This is a genomic window from Herpetosiphon sp. NSE202, from assembly GCF_042688385.1.
Classification (GTDB): Bacteria; Chloroflexota; Chloroflexia; order Chloroflexales; family Herpetosiphonaceae; genus Herpetosiphon.
In genome coordinates, this window is the sequence record NZ_JBHUPY010000004.1 from 74,237 (window position 1) to 90,186 (window position 15,950).

Consider the following 15,950-nt stretch of genomic DNA (forward strand, 5'->3'; position numbering starts at 1 on the left):
CGCTAGGCCAATCGGCTAGACTTGCTTGGTTATGCTAGACGGGAGCCTTTGGCAATGAAAGCATTTGATCAATTAACTGAGCGTGGTCAGCACCAGCGGCGACGGCGCTTGGCGGAGGCAGCCCTGGCTGCGTTTGGCATCCAAGCCGAACAACTAACGTTTATTAATCATGGCGAAAATACCACCTATCGAGTCAAAACTGCTGCGGCTGATGGCTCACAGACTGGGTTTTATCGCACTGGCTATTATTTGCTGCGTTTACATGGCATCAACTACAACAGCGCCGCCGAAATAAATTCGGAGCTGCAATGGCTCAAAGCTTTGGCTGAAGAAGCCAAATTGCCAGTGCCTTTGCCGGTTGCTGGCTTGGATGGGCGCTATGTGCAAAGCGTGCAGATTGCCGAAATTCCTCATCGTTACAATTGCTCATTGATGGAATGGCTTGATGGCCGTTTGCAAATCAATAATCCTACACCAGCGCATTGCCAACAACTTGGGCTACTTGTTGGCCAATTACATCAACATGCCCAAAACTGGGTCTTGCCGCGCGATTTTCAGCGTCGCAGTTGGGATTGGGAAGGTCAATTTGGAGCCAATGTGAGCAATGGCGCTGATCATGCCACAGTTTGGGCGGCGATTCCGGCGCAACATCATCAACTTTTGCAACAAACCATGGATGATTTTGCCGAAGTTGAGCGCATGCTCGGCAAAGGTCGCGATGTTTATGGCTTGATTCATGCTGATCCACATTGGGGCAATATTTTATTTGCTGATGGCGCGGCGCGTGCGATCGACTTTGATGATTGTGGTTTTGGCTATTGGCTGTATGATTTGGCGATTGCGGTGGGACGTTGGCGGATCACCCCCCAGTGGGATGGCATTTGGCAGAACTTTTTAAAGGGCTATTGTCAGCTCCAACGCTGGGACGAAGCCGCCTCCAAGCTGCTTGACGTAATAATCTCGGCCCGCTGTACCAACGTGCTACAATGGTATGTCGGCCATGCAACCTACGACCCACTTTTTGCGAGTGATGTCCATGAGGTGATCGAAACATTCACCACAAGGATTAGAACAATTTATCTACATCCCCCACTCGCCCGCTAACTACCCATAGTTGCTAGGCTAGCATATACCAACTGCGGTTATCCAAAAGCTACCCATGTAGATAGGGCCAAGTGCATAGATTCAATAAGCGATTTTCGGGTTATAATCGTGCTACATTAAGCCTTCAGTAATCGCGAGAGATGTTTATTTAGGAGGTTTAAACACCAACGGACAAGGATGCATATGGCAACACAACAAAAGTACAAAAACATCCGACGGATTGAGAACGTCGAGGCCAATTCGTATGGTTGGTGGGTGCGGGTGAGGATCGATGGTGAATTGTTCAGCAAGTTTTTCAGCGACAATGCGTTCAATGGCTCTGGTAATGCGCTGCGCAATGCTTTAGAATATCGCGATTCGATTAAGCGCGAACGAGGGCGACCCCACATTGAAACGGTTGATCCTGAGGTGCATTACAAGGGTATCAGCCGAATTGATCGTGAGATCAAACGGACACATGGCTGGTATGTGCGGGTGTTCTACAAAGGCCAACAACGAGTTAAATTCTTCAGTGATATGCTCTACGATGGTCGCGAAGGCGCTTTGGCTGCTGCTTTGGATTTTCGTGACGAAGCCGAACGCGAGTTGGGCAAGCCACGGACTGATCGCCCGGTGGTTACGGTTAGTCGCCGCAATGCGACTGGCAAAATTGGCGTGACCAGAGTGCGCCGTAAGGATCGCAATCGCAAAGGCGAGGTTTATCTGCGTGATGTTTATGAAATCACCTGGTGTCCACGCCCAAATGAAATCCATCGGACTTCGGTGTCGGTGCGCAAGTATGGCGAAGAAGAAGCTCGTAAACGAGCCTTTATGATTCGCGATAACAAAGAGCGCGAAATTTTCGGCAAAGTTGTTTCGCAAACCCCCAGCGCCGAAGAGTTGGCAATACTTGATGGTGACGAACTTGTGACATAGCCCATCACGTATTGGCTTGCGGCAGTACATGGTATTATTGCGAGAAACATGGCGGTGCCTTGGTGCATCGCCATCGTGTTGTTTTGTTGGAAGGAGCATCTATGGCACTGCTGCCCTCGATGTATATCCGCGATAGCGCCGACCACGTTGGCGAAGCGGTAAAACTTGCTGGTTGGGTCTATAACAAAACCGAAAAAGGCAAGTTGGTTTTTATTCAATTACGCGATGGTACCGACACCATTCAATGTGTGGTGTTTAAAAAGAACGTTAGCGAAGAAGTGTTTGCCCGCGCCAAGGAATTAACCCAAGAATCGTCGTGCTATATCCATGGCACGTTGCGCGCCGACGAACGCTCAAGTTTGGGTTTTGAATTAGATGTAACTGATATTGAAATTGTGCATCTAACCCAAAATTACCCAATTACCCCCAAAGAGCATGGAACCCAATTTTTGATGGAGCATCGCCACTTGTGGGTGCGCTCGGCCAAACAACATGCCTTGCTGCGGATTCGCGCCCAAGTAATTGCTGCTGCCCAAGAATATTTGAACAGCGAGCATTTTGTGCGCTACGATTCGCCAATTTTGACGGCAACCGCCGCCGAAGGCACCAGCGATTTGTTTGCAACCGAATATTTTGATTTGGGCAATGCCTATTTGGCACAAACCGGCCAGCTCTATGTTGAATCGGGCATGGCTACCTTTGGACGGGTCTATTGTTTTGGTCCAACCTTTCGGGCTGAAAAATCGAAAACCCGCCGCCACCTCACCGAATTTTGGATGATCGAGCCAGAATTTGCCTTCGCCGACCAAGACGATAATATGGAACTGCAAGAAAACTTTGTTTCGTATATTGTCCAGCGGGTGCTTGATCGCTGTGAAGATGATCTCAGAATTTTAGAGCGCGATACCTCGAAGCTCGAAAATATTGTGCCACCATTCCCCCGCATCAGCTACGACGAAGCAATCGAAAAGATCAAAGAAGGTGTGGTTGCTGGGGCGACTGTCGCTCCCGATAACGCACCATTAGCACCTTTGGAATGGGGCGACGATTTTGGCGCGCCCCACGAAACCTACTTGGCGAGCTTGTTCGATAAGCCCTTATTTATCTACAATTATCCAACCAAGGTTAAAGCCTTCTATATGCAACCAGCTGAAGGCCGCCCAGAAGTGGTGCGCTGCGCCGACATGATTGCACCAGAAGGCTATGGCGAAATTATCGGTGGCTCGCAGCGTATCCACGATGCAGAATTGCTCGAAGCCCGTATTCGCGAGCATGGCCTTGATGTCGCCGATTACCAATGGTATTTGGATCTGCGACGTTATGGCAGCGTGCCGCACTCTGGCTTTGGCATGGGCATCGAGCGCTGTGTCGCTTGGTTAGCTGGCACGCGCCACATCCGCGAAGCGATTCCATTCCCACGCCAACTCTACCGGATTTATCCATAAAGAGCATAGAACATAGAACATAGGGCTATCGGCTAAGGGCAATAGGCTATCGGAACAATAGTTGGAATTTCCAACGAATCCCCGATAGCCGATAGCCGCGTCCTTCGCGCTCTTCGCGTTCTTCGTGGTTCCCTAAACCTAATCCCTCATACCTTCGTGCTCTTCGCGTCCTTCGCGGTTAAAAAAGGCCAAAAGATTGAGCTTTGCTGCAAATGTACCAATTGTTTGTTTAAGCGCGATTCTATTGGCCCAAGGCGAATGCAACACAACTTCGCCATAATACGCGCCTGCCAACTGACCATAAATTGCCCCAGTCGTATCAGCATCGTTGCCCAAATTGACTGCCAACAAACAGCCGTGCTCAAATGAAGTGCTATGGTAAAACGCCCATAATGCTGCTTCGAGTGTGCGCGGCACATAGCCCAAGGCCTCGATTTCTGGTGGTTGGCGCTCGCGGAATGAGCCAGCGGCGATTTCGGCAATCTCAGGGCTGAGCGCTTGCTGCTGCCAATATTTGGGCAATGGATGATAATTGGCTGCTAAAAGCTGCGTTTTCGGCACTCCTTGCAATGCACCAATAATTAACCCAGTGAAATAGCGACAGGCATCGATCGCAATTTGATTGCCATGAGTAGTACGCGAGCTAGCCGCAGCGTAGCTATCGGCTAATTGGGGATTATTGACATAAGCAAGAGCAATTGGCGCAATCCGCATCAACGAGCCATTGCCCGCCGACCAACGATCTTGATCGCCTGCATAGGCATCGCCCGTTTGAATAAAATAGTTAATCGCCTCGCGAATAGTGCGCCCGCTATCGATATAGCCGCCAGTGCTGCTTAAATGGCCTGCTTTGAGCCAATGCCGATAGCGCTGCATTTGATCGACTGGATCAAAACCCTTGGATTCGATTAAACTTTCAGCAAGGCAGAGCAGCATGGCGGTGTCGTCTGTCCATTGGCCAGGAGCCAAATTGAACACACCACCACCAAGTATATCGCTGATTGGCGCGAAGCTGCCTGGGCGCTGAAATTCTAAAGTTGCGCCGAGGGCATCACCAATTGCTGCGCCAACTAAGCATGCCGCGTAGCGTTGCCACGCAATTGTTGCTTGTTGCATCATAATTCCAATTATCACAAGGATTAAGTTTTAACGCAGCGGCGCAGAGAATTAAGGATGAAATCAAAAGTCAAAAGTCAAAAGCCTATATGTAATGCTTTATTAGGTTGGCAACATTGTTCATGCCCTCACCCCCAGCCCCTCTCCCACTGGACGCGGGCGAGGGGAGCACGTGTCTCGTGGTTCCCCCTCGCCTCGCGGGCGGGAGCGGGGGCTAGGGGGGTGAGGGGAAATAGGTAGTTAAGTGATGAACCATTACAGCTATAGCCTATAGCCTTACTTCGTGATCTTCGTGCTCTTCGTGGTTTCAAGCCTTCGTGTAAAATTTGGTTCTCTGCGCCGCTGCGTTAAATTTCGCTATGTTCTATGTTCTTTGCTCTATGTTCTTCTTTACTCCCCAAACAAATAGCTCAAGAAGCGTTCGCCAACTTTTTGTTCTACTGCTTCAGTATTATTCGCTTCTTCGCGGGCAAATTTGACTGCTTGTTGCAATTTGCTAATTCGTTCGAGTAATTCGTTGACGCGACGGGCTGGCAATGCGCCTGAGAATTTAATCGTGCGCCAATAACCAACAATCACATCTTCATAATACACTTCAACTTGCGCTGGGTGTTTTTCGGTTGCCTCAGCCTTAACGTGGTTACGAGGGATTTTCTTGGTGCGTACGGTTTGCACTGGCTCGGTTGCCCATGTATCGGTCGATTGATCAAGATTCCAGCTTTCGGCTGCATCAAGGGTTGGTAATTTGCGCACAAATGTTTGTAAATCGACTAATTGTTTTTCTAAAAAGAGCAAATACGCCACTGGTACATCGCTGAGTAAGGTTTGGCCATCAACTACAACATTGGCCTTGGCAACGCAATTTGTCCAATCTTTGGTTGCAGTAACATCAAATAAACGCGTTAAAATCGTACTTGTTTGACGAATAATTTCTTCGGCGCGCATTTGGACTTTGGTTGATTCTGGCGGTAATTGTTCACCTTCTTCATCTTTTGGGCGATAGGTGCGGCTAATCCCGGCCAAGAGTGCTTGTTTTTGCAACGCTTGGTGCGCTTCGGTCAACTCGGAAAATGAGCGGCTTTTGACCCCTTTTTCGACCGCGATAATTTGATTTAATTTAGCCATTCTGGAATCCTCCAACTACTAATTAATGTAAATCTGCTCGTAGTATAGCTGATGTGACTGCGCTTGAGCCATAGCCCTCAGACGGATCAGAATCAGTCGATGGGCTTAATCCCAATAGATTGTTGGCGAGTTCTTCATAATCTTTGAACAATTATTTTCTAAACTAGCTTCAGCGATTTGAACAACCTTGACCAATAAAGGACTAGCGTATGCAGACGGCAACCAAGCCCAAAATTGGCAATCGAAACAAAACCAATTATCTCGTCGATCTGGTGATCGGAATGAGCTTCTTAATTGCAACCGCGCCCAACGCCACCGGCGAGCCAATTCACGAATGGCTCAGCATGGGCTTGTTAGCGATGATCATGGTGCACTTGCTCTTACACTGGCACTGGATTGTGGCAATCACGAAGAAGCTTTTTGGTAATGTGGCCTGGCAACAACGAATTAATTACATGTTAAATATTAGCCTGTTTATTGATCTAACAATCATCATGTTTACTGGCGTGATGATCTCCAAAACGGTTGTGCCATTGTTAGGGCTGAAATTACCTAGCAATATGACGTGGCGTAGCCTGCACGGTCTTGCTTCCAATGTAGTCGTGGTGCTGGTTGGCTTGCATTTGGCGTTGCATTGGGATTGGATTGTGCGCAGCTCGAAGCGCTATTTGCTTCAGCCAATTGCCAAACGCCTGCACAAACCAGCCACTCAATTAGCTACCAAGGAGCAATCATCATGAAACTATTAGGACGCATCGTTATTATCGCGCTGGCAGCGGCTTTGGTGATTGGAAGTTTAGTTACATTCGTGCCAAGTAGCGCAGCAACTGGCTTTGCTGCGGGGCGACCTGAACGCCAATTGACGCTTGCGGCTGACCAACTAACCACTGAGCAATCGACCAGTGCTGCCCGACCGGAATTTGCTGGCCGCGAGCGTGGTGGCGATCATCATGAAGGAGGTTTTGGCCATATCATTCGCAATGCTGCTATTATGGCAATTATTATTGCGTTGGTGGCGTTTGGCATGCGCTGGTTGCGTCGCCGCCGCGATGTTGTTTGGCTCTAGCTGTTTGTTTGCACCCGCTGCGGGAGATTGGAAACGCATAATGGCTCAAACAATTTTAGTCATCGATGATGAAGCAAAGCTGCGCGAATTGCTGCGCAGTTATTTACAAAATGAAGGCTTTAACGTTTTTGAAGCCAAAAATGGTCGTGAAGGTTTGTATGTGGCGCGTGAGGTCAAGCCCGATTTAATTTTGCTTGATATTATGATGCCCGAACTTGGTGGGCTTGATTTTATGCGTGCTTGGTATAAAGAAGCAGAAACGCCAATTATCTTATTAACAGCCAAAATTGAAGACCACGATAAAATTATTGGTTTGGAACTTGGCGCTGATGATTATATTACCAAGCCATTTAATGCACGTGAAGTTATGGCACGAGTGCGAGCCGTGTTGCGTCGAAGCTATAAAGCGCCAACTCAAGCCGATATGCTGCGAATTGGCGAGATTGTGCTGGAGCGTTCGGCATGCACCTTGCTGGTTGGCGAGCAGATTATCGACCTCACGCCATCGGAATTTGAAATTTTGGCGACACTAATGGCCGCACCTGGCCATGTATTTTCGCGCTTAGATTTGCTTGATCGCACCTCGGGACAGGCATATGAGGGCTACGAACGCACAATCGATGTGCATATTCGCAATTTGCGTAGCAAAATTGAACCCGACCCGAAAAACCCGCGTTATATCGAAACTGTCTATGGGGTTGGCTACCGCTTTGCCCGAGCGAAACGGCCAGAATGATGATGCTACGCTCATTGACTTGGAAATTGACCATTGCCTTCTTGGGCGTTGGCTTGATTGGCGCTTTAGTCGTGGCTTTGCTGGCCCGCCAAAGCGCGCGCAACGAGTTTGATCGTTTCATCTCGGAGCGCGATCAAACGGCATTAATTACTGCCGTGACCAATTATTATGTGAGCCACGCCAGCTGGGATGGCTTAGAAACCGAGATCAATCAAGCGCCAGATTTGGCTTTTTATCGGCGTAGCGCAACCCTGTTTGACCGTGATGGCAAGGTGGTTTTGGCTAATGGGCCGTATGCTCCAGGCGTAATTGTTGATCAAGCTACCTTGGATGCGACTCAACCCTTGACCGTTGCCAACCAAACCGTGGGCTATATTGCATTTGGGATTATCCAAGGTGTGCAACCACCTGCACTCAGCCCTGAAATGCTGACCAAAACGGGGCCATCGCCGGGCCAGCTAGCCTTTGATCAACGCATTACGTGGGCGATTACGATCAGTGCGATTTTTGCCACCAGCGTTGCCTTGTTGGTTGGCACGTTTTTGGCGCGGCGACTAACTCGTTCGTTGCGCGAGTTGACGGTGGCAACCCAAGCCATGGCTGCTGGCCATTTAGAGCAGCAAGTGGCGGTGCGTTCAAATGATGAAATTGGCGATTTGGCCCGTTCGTTTAATCATATGAGCGCCGATTTGAGCAAAGCCACCCATTTGCGCAAACAGATGACCGCCGATCTTGCCCATGATTTGCGCACGCCGCTGAGCATTTTGCGCGGCTATGCAGAAGGCTTGCGCGACGGCGTTTTACAGCCCTCAGAGACGATCTACACGGTGATTTTTGATGAAGTGACCCATCTTCAGCGCTTGGTTGACGATTTGCGCGTGCTTTCGTTGGCCGATGCTGGCGAACTCTCGCTCAATCGGCGTTTGGTTGACCCAGCGGCATTGCTGGAGCGCACAGTCTTGGGCGCGTTTGTGCAGGCTGAGCGCCAACAGATTGAGCTTAAATTAGAAACTGAAGCAGGCTTGCCATCGGTCTCGGTCGATACAGATCGCATGGCGCAAGTCTTGAATAATTTGGTTAATAATGCCTTGCGACATACCAAAGTTGGCAGCATTAGCCTGCTTGCCAAGCGCCAAGCCCAAACGGTGCAACTGATTATTCGCGATACTGGCAACGGAATTGCCGCTGCTGATGTGCCCTATATTTTCGCCCGTTTCTACCGTGGCGATAGCTCGCGCCAACGTGAAGATCAGGCTTCGACGGGCTTGGGTTTGGCAATTGTCAAAGCAATTGTTGAGGCCCATGCTGGCCAAATCGAGGTCGAATCGACCGTAGGCGAAGGGACGAGTTTTAGCATTACATTACCAATTGCTTGACAACAGGCGTATACTGTTTGAAACATGTGTTCGTATAGTTAAAGGGTGAATGGTATGCAAATCAAGATGACCAGCGTGTTTGTCGATGACCAAGCCAAGGCCTTGAAGTTCTATACCGAAGTGTTGGAGTTTATCAAAAAGTTTGAAGTGCCCGTTGGTGAATTTTTATGGCTAACTGTCGTTTCGCCCGAAGCACCCGATGAAATTGAACTTGTGCTCGAACCCAATAATCATCCGGCGGCCAAAGCCTACCAAGCAGCGCTCAAAACCGATGGCATTCCCTGTTTGAGTTTGGCAGTTAAAGATATTGATACAGAATATAAGCGCATGCAGGGTTTGGGCGTTGAATTTCGTAGCCCACCCACCGACATGGGGCCAACTCGCGCTGCAATTTTCGATGACACATGTGGCAATTGGATTCAAATGTATCAAAGTTAACGGGGATCGCAACCTCGAAGAGCGCGAAGAACACGAAGAAAATGCATGATGGGGAAATCGAACGATCTTCACAATCTACCAAATGAATTTTAGGGGGTGCAGGGGGCTGAAAACCCCTGCGTTTCCCTCCGGCGGAGGGACGGAAGGGTGGCGAACGATAGAAGTGAGCATTGCCATGCTTGAATATTGCCAAGGAAATCTGTTAGCAGCCAAAACTGCGGCGTTGGTAAACCCAGTTAATTGTGTTGGAGTGATGGGCAAAGGCTTGGCGCTCCAATTTCGCCAAGCCTTTCCAGCCAATTATCAAGCCTATGTCAAAGCTTGTCGGGCTGGGGCGGTGCAGCTTGGCGCGATGTTTGTGTTTGTTGAACCAAGCGCTGAGCAGCCAGTGACGATTATCAATTTCCCCACCAAACAGCATTGGAAGCAGCAATCGCGCTTGGCCGACATTGCGCGCGGCTTAGATGCTTTAATTGCTGTGCTCGCCGATCATTCGCTAGATTCGCTGGCGCTGCCTGCCTTGGGCTGTGGCTATGGCGGCTTGGCGTGGGCCGACGTTGAGCCATTGATCATCAAAGCCTTTGAGCGCGTGCCAAACGTGCATGTTCAATTGTACCCACCGCAATAGCCAAAACAAACTAGATGCCTTTAGTTGGAAGCACGCCTTGGGCGTGTTTTTCTATTTAATCCTGAGTGTGCAAAATTTGGCATTTAATTGCAGCTAATCTACTAACGATGATTAACGAAAGGATTATTAAGATGGCAAAGTCGCTATTGTATAGCCTTCAATCGTCACATTGTTGTGCTAGCCGCAGCCTCATTGTTGTTAGTCGTGAAGGCGGATTCATCACTCAAAATTGTACAAGCTGTGGCAAACCCCGCGCAATCAGACCTGAGCATATTCCTAGTGCTCCATGTACTCTTTGCTTAATTCCAATGCTTGTTAAGGTCGTTAATAAAAATTATGCCTATATTTGCCAACGTTGTACGAATATTCATATGATCTACCAGTTAGTTCCAGCGTGGGAAGAATACTTTGAATATACTGGCTTTGCTATTCCAAATCTTGATAATTATAGCTTTTGATAATTGATAGAAGCATGAAAGGATTGATTGTAATGACCACTCAAGCTTTTCGAAAAGAAACATTTGCCAGCTATTATAAAGATTTACTACTGTATTTATGGAATAATGGCACACCTCGAACAATTATAAAATCACAAATCTATCAATTGGTTGGCGCGAGTGCGTATGGGAATCATAATAAACTGAGTTTAGCTCCTTGGGCATTAGTCGAAAATTGTGATCGTAATAAAGCTCGTTGTCTAAATCAGCGTGGAATCGAATTTATTCAAGGGCATTTACAAATTCCATTGACAATTGTGCGCGATGAGACAGAAATCTGGCGAGCTGACACAGGTACACGTTTAATCCATTTTCAGGATGTGGAATAAGTTTAATTGAGCGAGTGCTGCTTTTGTGCTATAAACGTTCACGAAAGGAGCACTCAATTTATGCCTGCACAAATTCTTGATTTAGTGGTGGAGCACTTGCGAACGGTGGCTGGAGTGGAGGCCTTGGTGCTTGGCGGCTCGCGGGCACGAGGCACGCATCACGCCGAATCGGATTATGATATTGGGATTTATTATCGCAGCGCTTTGGATGTTGCGGCTTTGCAAGGACATGCGCAGGCACTTGATGATTTGCAGCGTGAGCAACTGTTGACCGACATTGGCGGTTGGGGGCCGTGGATTAACGGTGGTGGTTGGTTGACGATCCAGGCTATGCCTGTTGATTGGCTCTATCGCGATTTGAATAAAGTTGAGCAGGTGTTGGCTGCTTGCCAAGCTGGCCAAGTGACGATTGATTATCAGCCAGGCCATCCCCATGGCTTTGTTTCGGCGATTTATTTGGCTGAAGTTGCGCTTTGCCAGCCCTTGTATGATCCCCATTCGAGCGTGGCCAACCTCAAGCAACAGCTGCATGCCTACCCACCTACCTTGCAAGAAGCATTGATTGGGCGTTTTTGGGAAGCTGATTTCGCCCTTGCTAATGCGCGCAAAGCAGTGAAACACGGTGATTCGGCGTATATTGCAGGCTGTTGCTTTCGGTCGGTTATGGTCCTAACCCAGACGCTCTTTGCCCTCAATCAGCAATATTGGATGAACGAAAAAGGTTCGGTTGCGCTGGCAAGTGGGTTTAAGCAGGTGCCAGCTGCTTACGATCAGCAGGTTGCGCGGATATTTAGCCTGCTTCAGCCGCAGCCCGAATCAATTGCCCAAGCCTTAGATGAGCTAGAACAGTTGATTCGAGCGACAGCAGCCTTGTTAGCTTAGTTGGCTTGCAAGCTTTCGGCAATTTGCACGAGCTCTGCTTGGCCCAAGATGTAGCTTTCAACCGTCACGATTTGGCCGTCTTCTTCCCACAAGATCAAGTTGACTGACACCGTTTCGAGATCATCATGATACATTTTGCCACCCAAATCTTTGATGTACAACGGTACTTGCTCAACATACAAGCCTTGTTTGTTGCGCACGGTAATTGGGGTGGTGCTGGCTGCGCCAACGCTTAAGGTATCGCCTTCTTCGATTGATCGGACATGGATATAGATCGAATCGGCTGGATTTTCGTTGGCATAGTAGCGACCATTGTAGCTAGGTTTGGCAACGTAGCCTGCTGGTAAATAGCTTGGCGCGTAGACAAACTCATCGCTCAATACTGGTGGGACTGCGGTTGGCTCGTCTGGAATTGGTGTTGCCTCCGATTCAGGCTCGTTGATCAATTTTTCAACGTTGGTTGGCTCATTATTGACGGTCAACCAGCCAATTTGGTGCAAAATTTGGCTGGCATAGCTGCGTAATGGCGGCACGGCCACGGTTGCAACAATTAAGGCCATCATGAGAGCTAAGCCGATACGCAATTTCGATTTCAACATAAAACCTCCATACAGTGGTTTGCGATTACCGAGCAGCTGCTGTACTCGTTTGGCGGTAGCCGCCTGTTGAGTGCTGTTTGGCTGCAAACCGATTTGGCCTAACTGTTGGGCCAGAGCGAGTAGGGCTTGATGATCAGAGTCAGCGGACGATGGTAGTTGACCAATGTCAAGCAAATGGTCAACATCAGCATTAAATTGCTGGATTTGCTTATCGATCATTGTTCGTATCCTGTATTTGGCAACCATTGGCGGAGGCGTTGCAGGCTGCGATAAAGCATCACCCCTACATTGCTTTCGCTATGGCCGGTAATTTCGGCAATTTGGCGATTGTTCAAACGTGCCCCAAATTTCAAGGCAATCACGTCGCGTTCATGGGCTTTGAGTTTGCCCAAAGCTTGGTGCAATTGCTGATGGGTTTCGCCGCGCACAGTATCAGCCAGCAGGTCGCTATTGTCGGCAGCATGCTCACGGATAAAATCTAATGAAAGCCAACGCTGGCGGCGTTGCCGCTGAAAATGGCTGTCAACACAGTGACGGGCGATTCCAAAAATCCATGCTCCCAGCGAGCCACGATCGGCGCGATAGGTGTCGATTCGGGTCATTGCCCGCTCAAAGGTATGGGCAACGAGATCATCAGTGATACTGGGGTCGCGCACGCGATAGTCAATGTAGCGATAAATTGCCGGGTAATGCTGTGCGTACAGTTCACCAAAATCAATTTGGGTTGTGCTTGTATCAAGCGTTGGTTGCTGAATCCTAATCATCATTGCCTCACTTATCTGACGCACTTAAACTACACGCAACCAGCAAAAGTATTACAAGCACTTTCCAAATTTGGCTTGAATTGATTCACGAAGGGACTGTAACCGCGAAGGCCGCGAAGCGCACGAAGGTTAAGTTTTTTCGCCACAGATTGCACAGATTATTGTGATGCTGTTCCGCTAGCCCATAGCCATCAGCCATTAGCCATATGTTCTATGCTCTATGCTCTTTGTTCTTTTTGACTTTTGCCTTTTGACTTTTGCCTTTTGACTTTTGATGGGTGTTCGGTAAGCTTTTAACCACGAAGAACACGAAGCGCACGAAGGTGTATTGCTTTGTGACTTATTGTATGGAGAACTAGCATGGCATATGTACTTGGTTATGATATTTCGACGACGGCAACCAAGGCCCTGTTAATCGATCAACAAGGCACGGTGGTGGCCATTGGTCAGGCGACCTATGATTATGCAACGCCGCGCCCGTTGTGGAGCGAGCAAGCGCCACATTTATGGTGGCAGGCTTGTAGCGAAAGTACCCAAGAAGTGTTGGCCAAAGCAGGCGTAGCAGCCAACGAAATTGTGGCAATTGGTTTGGCGGGCCAAATGCATGGCCTCGTGTTGCTCGATCAAGCTGGCGAGGTGTTACGCCCAGCATTGCTTTGGAACGATCAACGCACGGCTGAGCAGTGCGCGCAAATTACCGAGCGGCTTGGCGCACAACGGCTGATCGAATTGACTGGCAATCGGGCATTAACGGGCTTTACTGCGCCCAAAATTTTGTGGGTGCAGCAGCATGAGCCAGAGCTGTATGCCCAAATTGCCCATATTTTGTTGCCCAAAGATTATGTGCGCTATTGTATGACTGGCGAGTTTGCCAGCGATGTGGCCGATAGTGCAGGCACATTGTTATTGGATGTGCGCAGCCGCCAATGGTCGGCAGAAGTGGCGCAGGCGCTTGAGGTCGACCTTGCTTGGTTGCCCCGTTTGTTTGAAGGCCCCTCAGTTACTGGCCAATTGCATGCCGAGGCTGCCGCAGCCTTGGGTTTGGTGGCTGGCATTCCGGTCGTTGGCGGCGGTGGCGATCAAGCGGCCAATGCAGTTGGCACTGGCGTGGTTGAAGCTGGCAGCATTGCGCTGAGCCTTGGCACGTCGGGCGTGGTTTTTGGGGCAACAGCTAGCCCAATTATCGAGCCAGAAGGCCGTTTGCACGCATTTTGCCATGCAGTGCCTGGGCGCTGGCATTTGATGGGTGTGATGTTAAGCGCTGCTGGCAGTTTGCGTTGGTATCACGATACCTTTGCCCCGCAATTAAGCTATGATCAATTGCTGGAGCCTGCCGAAAATGTGGCGGTTGGTAGTGCTGGATTATTCTTTGCGCCCTATCTGACTGGCGAACGCACGCCGCACCCCGACCCATTAGCCCGTGGTGGTTTTATTGGTTTGACTGTGCGCCATAGCCAAGCGCATCTTACCCGCTCAGTGCTCGAAGGCGTGGCCTTTGGTTTGCGCGATAGCCTTGAATTAATGAGCCAAGCTGGAATCGGTACCATTGGCGCGATTCGGGCCTCTGGTGGGGGCACGCGTAATCGGTTGTGGCGGCAAATTTTAGCCGATGTGCTTGGCGCGCCATTGGTTGGGGTAAGCACGACCGAGGGCGCTGCTTATGGAGCTGCTTTGTTGGCGGCGGTTGGAGCTGGCTGGTTTAACGATGTTGATCAAGCGGTTGCGGCGACCGTGCGCTTGAGCGACCCTACCGAGCCAAGCGCCGATCAAGCGCGCTATGCAGAATTATATGCAACCTATCGCGCAATTTATCCCGCGTTGCAACCATTGTACCCAGCCTTGGCAGCCGCCGAAGCCTAAATCGTGGTTGATTAAACTGCGCTGCTTGAATTGCAGGCAGCGCAGTTTTTTAATAGCGGATTTTGTTGCGGTTAGGAATAACCATTAATACGATCATGCCCAAAATCCCTAAGATTGATACCAAACCAAGCCATGGCGAATAGCCCTTGCTTTTGGTTGAAAAACACCAAGCAGCCACCCAAGCAATGCCAGCAAGCAAAAAAGAGATGATTGATAGCGTTCTTTCAGGCTCAATATGATTATTATTGAGCAGAAAACCACCAATAATTGACCCCACAATACACAATCCAAAGGCAATATTCGAACGTCGCCGATCGATTCTGGGATCTGTTCGCAGCAGATTCGGCACATGATAGGGATAATTGATTGGCTGATATTGGCCTTGATAGGGGTTTTGACCATAGGGCGCTTGCGCTGGATATTGGCCTTGATAGGGATTTTGGCCATACGGCGCTTGTGGTGGATATTGGGCTTGATAGGGATTTTGGCCATACGGCGCTTGCTGATATTGGCCTTGATAGGGATCTTGGGAGTTTGGTTGGTTGTTGGGTGGCGTTGGCGGGTAGTAATTGGGTTGGTTACTCATGATTATTCTCCTCAAAACGCGAATGGCTGACTATAGCATTGTTGCGTTGCCAAATTAATCCCAGTTAGTGTTGATTGTAGGCGCTATCTTTTTCAGGACGATAGTTTTAAGTTTTTATCCACGAAGCGCACGAAGGTATGAGGCATCAGGGATCAGGGATTATGTTACGGGAACCACGAAGAACGCGAAGGGAACGAAGAAATGAACATTATTTTTAGCCACAGCTTGCACAGATTATTGTGATGACGTTCCCGCTAGCCCAAAGTCATTAATCCTCTGTGCCTCTGCGTTAAACATTAATCTGCGAAGAGCACGAAGAGGAGAGGGCTATAGGCTATATGTACTGATACATTGGATTGGCAACCATGTTCCCTCACCCCCCAGCCCCCTCTCCCACTGAACGCGGGCGAGGGGGAGCCGCCGTTTTGAATGAAGAATTGCGGTAAAACCAGGGTTTTAAGGCCCCTCGCCCGCCACGTGGGAG

At 49.3% G+C, this 15,950-nt stretch carries 17 protein-coding genes; 12 read left to right on the forward strand and 5 right to left on the reverse strand.

The features are described from left to right. Positions 1-54: 54 nt before the first annotated feature. The 3 genes from ACFMKP_RS05715 to asnS all read left to right on the forward strand — a co-directional run bounded on the left by ACFMKP_RS05715 (position 55) and on the right by asnS (position 3,464). Positions 55-1,104 (forward strand): phosphotransferase enzyme family protein, encoded by a 1,050-nt coding sequence (locus tag ACFMKP_RS05715; protein ID WP_382289867.1) that lies wholly within the window; start codon positions 55-57, stop codon positions 1,102-1,104. A 183-nt stretch (positions 1,105-1,287) separates the two neighbouring features. Beyond that, positions 1,288-2,019, forward strand: a complete 732-nt coding sequence (locus tag ACFMKP_RS05720; RefSeq protein ID WP_204757605.1) for a hypothetical protein — start codon at positions 1,288-1,290, stop codon at positions 2,017-2,019. A 101-nt stretch (positions 2,020-2,120) separates the two neighbouring features. Then, positions 2,121-3,464: an asparagine--tRNA ligase gene (asnS, locus tag ACFMKP_RS05725; RefSeq protein WP_382289869.1), complete on the forward strand. Its 1,344-nt coding sequence runs from the start codon at positions 2,121-2,123 to the stop codon at positions 3,462-3,464. A 138-nt stretch (positions 3,465-3,602) separates the two neighbouring features. Here asnS and ACFMKP_RS05730 read toward each other — a convergent pair whose 3' ends face one another. After that, positions 3,603-4,583, reverse strand: a complete 981-nt coding sequence (locus ACFMKP_RS05730; protein ID WP_382289871.1) for an ADP-ribosylglycohydrolase family protein — start codon at positions 4,581-4,583, stop codon at positions 3,603-3,605. A gap of 387 nt (positions 4,584-4,970) precedes the next feature. Beyond that, positions 4,971-5,705 carry a hypothetical protein gene (locus ACFMKP_RS05735; protein ID WP_382289873.1) on the reverse strand — a complete coding sequence of 245 codons (735 nt, stop codon included), beginning with the start codon at positions 5,703-5,705 and terminating at the stop codon, positions 4,971-4,973. A 209-nt stretch (positions 5,706-5,914) separates the two neighbouring features. Between ACFMKP_RS05735 and ACFMKP_RS05740 the strand changes: the two genes are divergently transcribed. The 8 genes from ACFMKP_RS05740 to ACFMKP_RS05775 all read left to right on the forward strand — a co-directional run bounded on the left by ACFMKP_RS05740 (position 5,915) and on the right by ACFMKP_RS05775 (position 11,657). Continuing rightward, positions 5,915-6,445 (forward strand): DUF4405 domain-containing protein, encoded by a 531-nt coding sequence (locus ACFMKP_RS05740; protein ID WP_382289875.1) that lies wholly within the window; start codon positions 5,915-5,917, stop codon positions 6,443-6,445. Continuing rightward, positions 6,442-6,771, forward strand: coding sequence for a hypothetical protein (locus tag ACFMKP_RS05745; RefSeq protein WP_382289877.1), 330 nt, complete (start codon positions 6,442-6,444; stop codon positions 6,769-6,771). The genes ACFMKP_RS05740 and ACFMKP_RS05745 overlap by 4 nt, the downstream gene beginning before the upstream one ends. Positions 6,772-6,811: 40 nt before the next feature. Then, on the forward strand, positions 6,812-7,507 hold the full coding sequence (locus ACFMKP_RS05750) for a response regulator (RefSeq protein WP_382289879.1): 696 nt from the start codon (positions 6,812-6,814) through the stop codon (positions 7,505-7,507). Continuing rightward, positions 7,504-8,883: a sensor histidine kinase gene (locus tag ACFMKP_RS05755; protein WP_382289881.1), complete on the forward strand. Its 1,380-nt coding sequence runs from the start codon at positions 7,504-7,506 to the stop codon at positions 8,881-8,883. The genes ACFMKP_RS05750 and ACFMKP_RS05755 overlap by 4 nt, the downstream gene beginning before the upstream one ends. A 54-nt stretch (positions 8,884-8,937) precedes the next feature. Then, a complete protein-coding gene (locus ACFMKP_RS05760) occupies positions 8,938-9,321 on the forward strand; it encodes a VOC family protein (protein WP_382289883.1) in 384 nt (127 codons plus the stop codon). 175 nt (positions 9,322-9,496) lie between these two features. Next, positions 9,497-9,949, forward strand: a complete 453-nt coding sequence (locus ACFMKP_RS05765) for a macro domain-containing protein (protein WP_382289885.1) — start codon at positions 9,497-9,499, stop codon at positions 9,947-9,949. A gap of 490 nt (positions 9,950-10,439) precedes the next feature. After that, positions 10,440-10,775 (forward strand): hypothetical protein, encoded by a 336-nt coding sequence (locus ACFMKP_RS05770; protein ID WP_382289887.1) that lies wholly within the window; start codon positions 10,440-10,442, stop codon positions 10,773-10,775. A 60-nt stretch (positions 10,776-10,835) separates the two neighbouring features. Further along, entirely contained in the window at positions 10,836-11,657 is an 822-nt protein-coding gene (locus ACFMKP_RS05775; protein ID WP_382289889.1) for a nucleotidyltransferase domain-containing protein, read from the forward strand. Here the strand turns inward: ACFMKP_RS05775 and ACFMKP_RS05780 are convergent. Next, positions 11,654-12,475 carry a hypothetical protein gene (locus tag ACFMKP_RS05780; protein WP_382289891.1) on the reverse strand — a complete coding sequence of 274 codons (822 nt, stop codon included), beginning with the start codon at positions 12,473-12,475 and terminating at the stop codon, positions 11,654-11,656. The genes ACFMKP_RS05775 and ACFMKP_RS05780 overlap by 4 nt on opposite strands. Then, positions 12,472-13,023, reverse strand: coding sequence for a sigma-70 family RNA polymerase sigma factor (locus ACFMKP_RS05785; RefSeq protein WP_382289893.1), 552 nt, complete (start codon positions 13,021-13,023; stop codon positions 12,472-12,474). Before ACFMKP_RS05785 ends, ACFMKP_RS05780 begins: the two co-directional genes overlap by 4 nt. A 357-nt stretch (positions 13,024-13,380) precedes the next feature. Between ACFMKP_RS05785 and xylB the strand changes: the two genes are divergently transcribed. After that, entirely contained in the window at positions 13,381-14,880 is a 1,500-nt protein-coding gene (gene xylB, locus ACFMKP_RS05790) for a xylulokinase (RefSeq protein WP_382289895.1), read from the forward strand. A 49-nt stretch (positions 14,881-14,929) separates the two neighbouring features. On the opposite strand, the gene ACFMKP_RS05795 is transcribed toward xylB, so the two are convergent. After that, positions 14,930-15,466 (reverse strand): hypothetical protein, encoded by a 537-nt coding sequence (locus ACFMKP_RS05795; RefSeq protein ID WP_382289897.1) that lies wholly within the window; start codon positions 15,464-15,466, stop codon positions 14,930-14,932. Between the last annotated feature and the right edge of the window lie 484 nt (positions 15,467-15,950).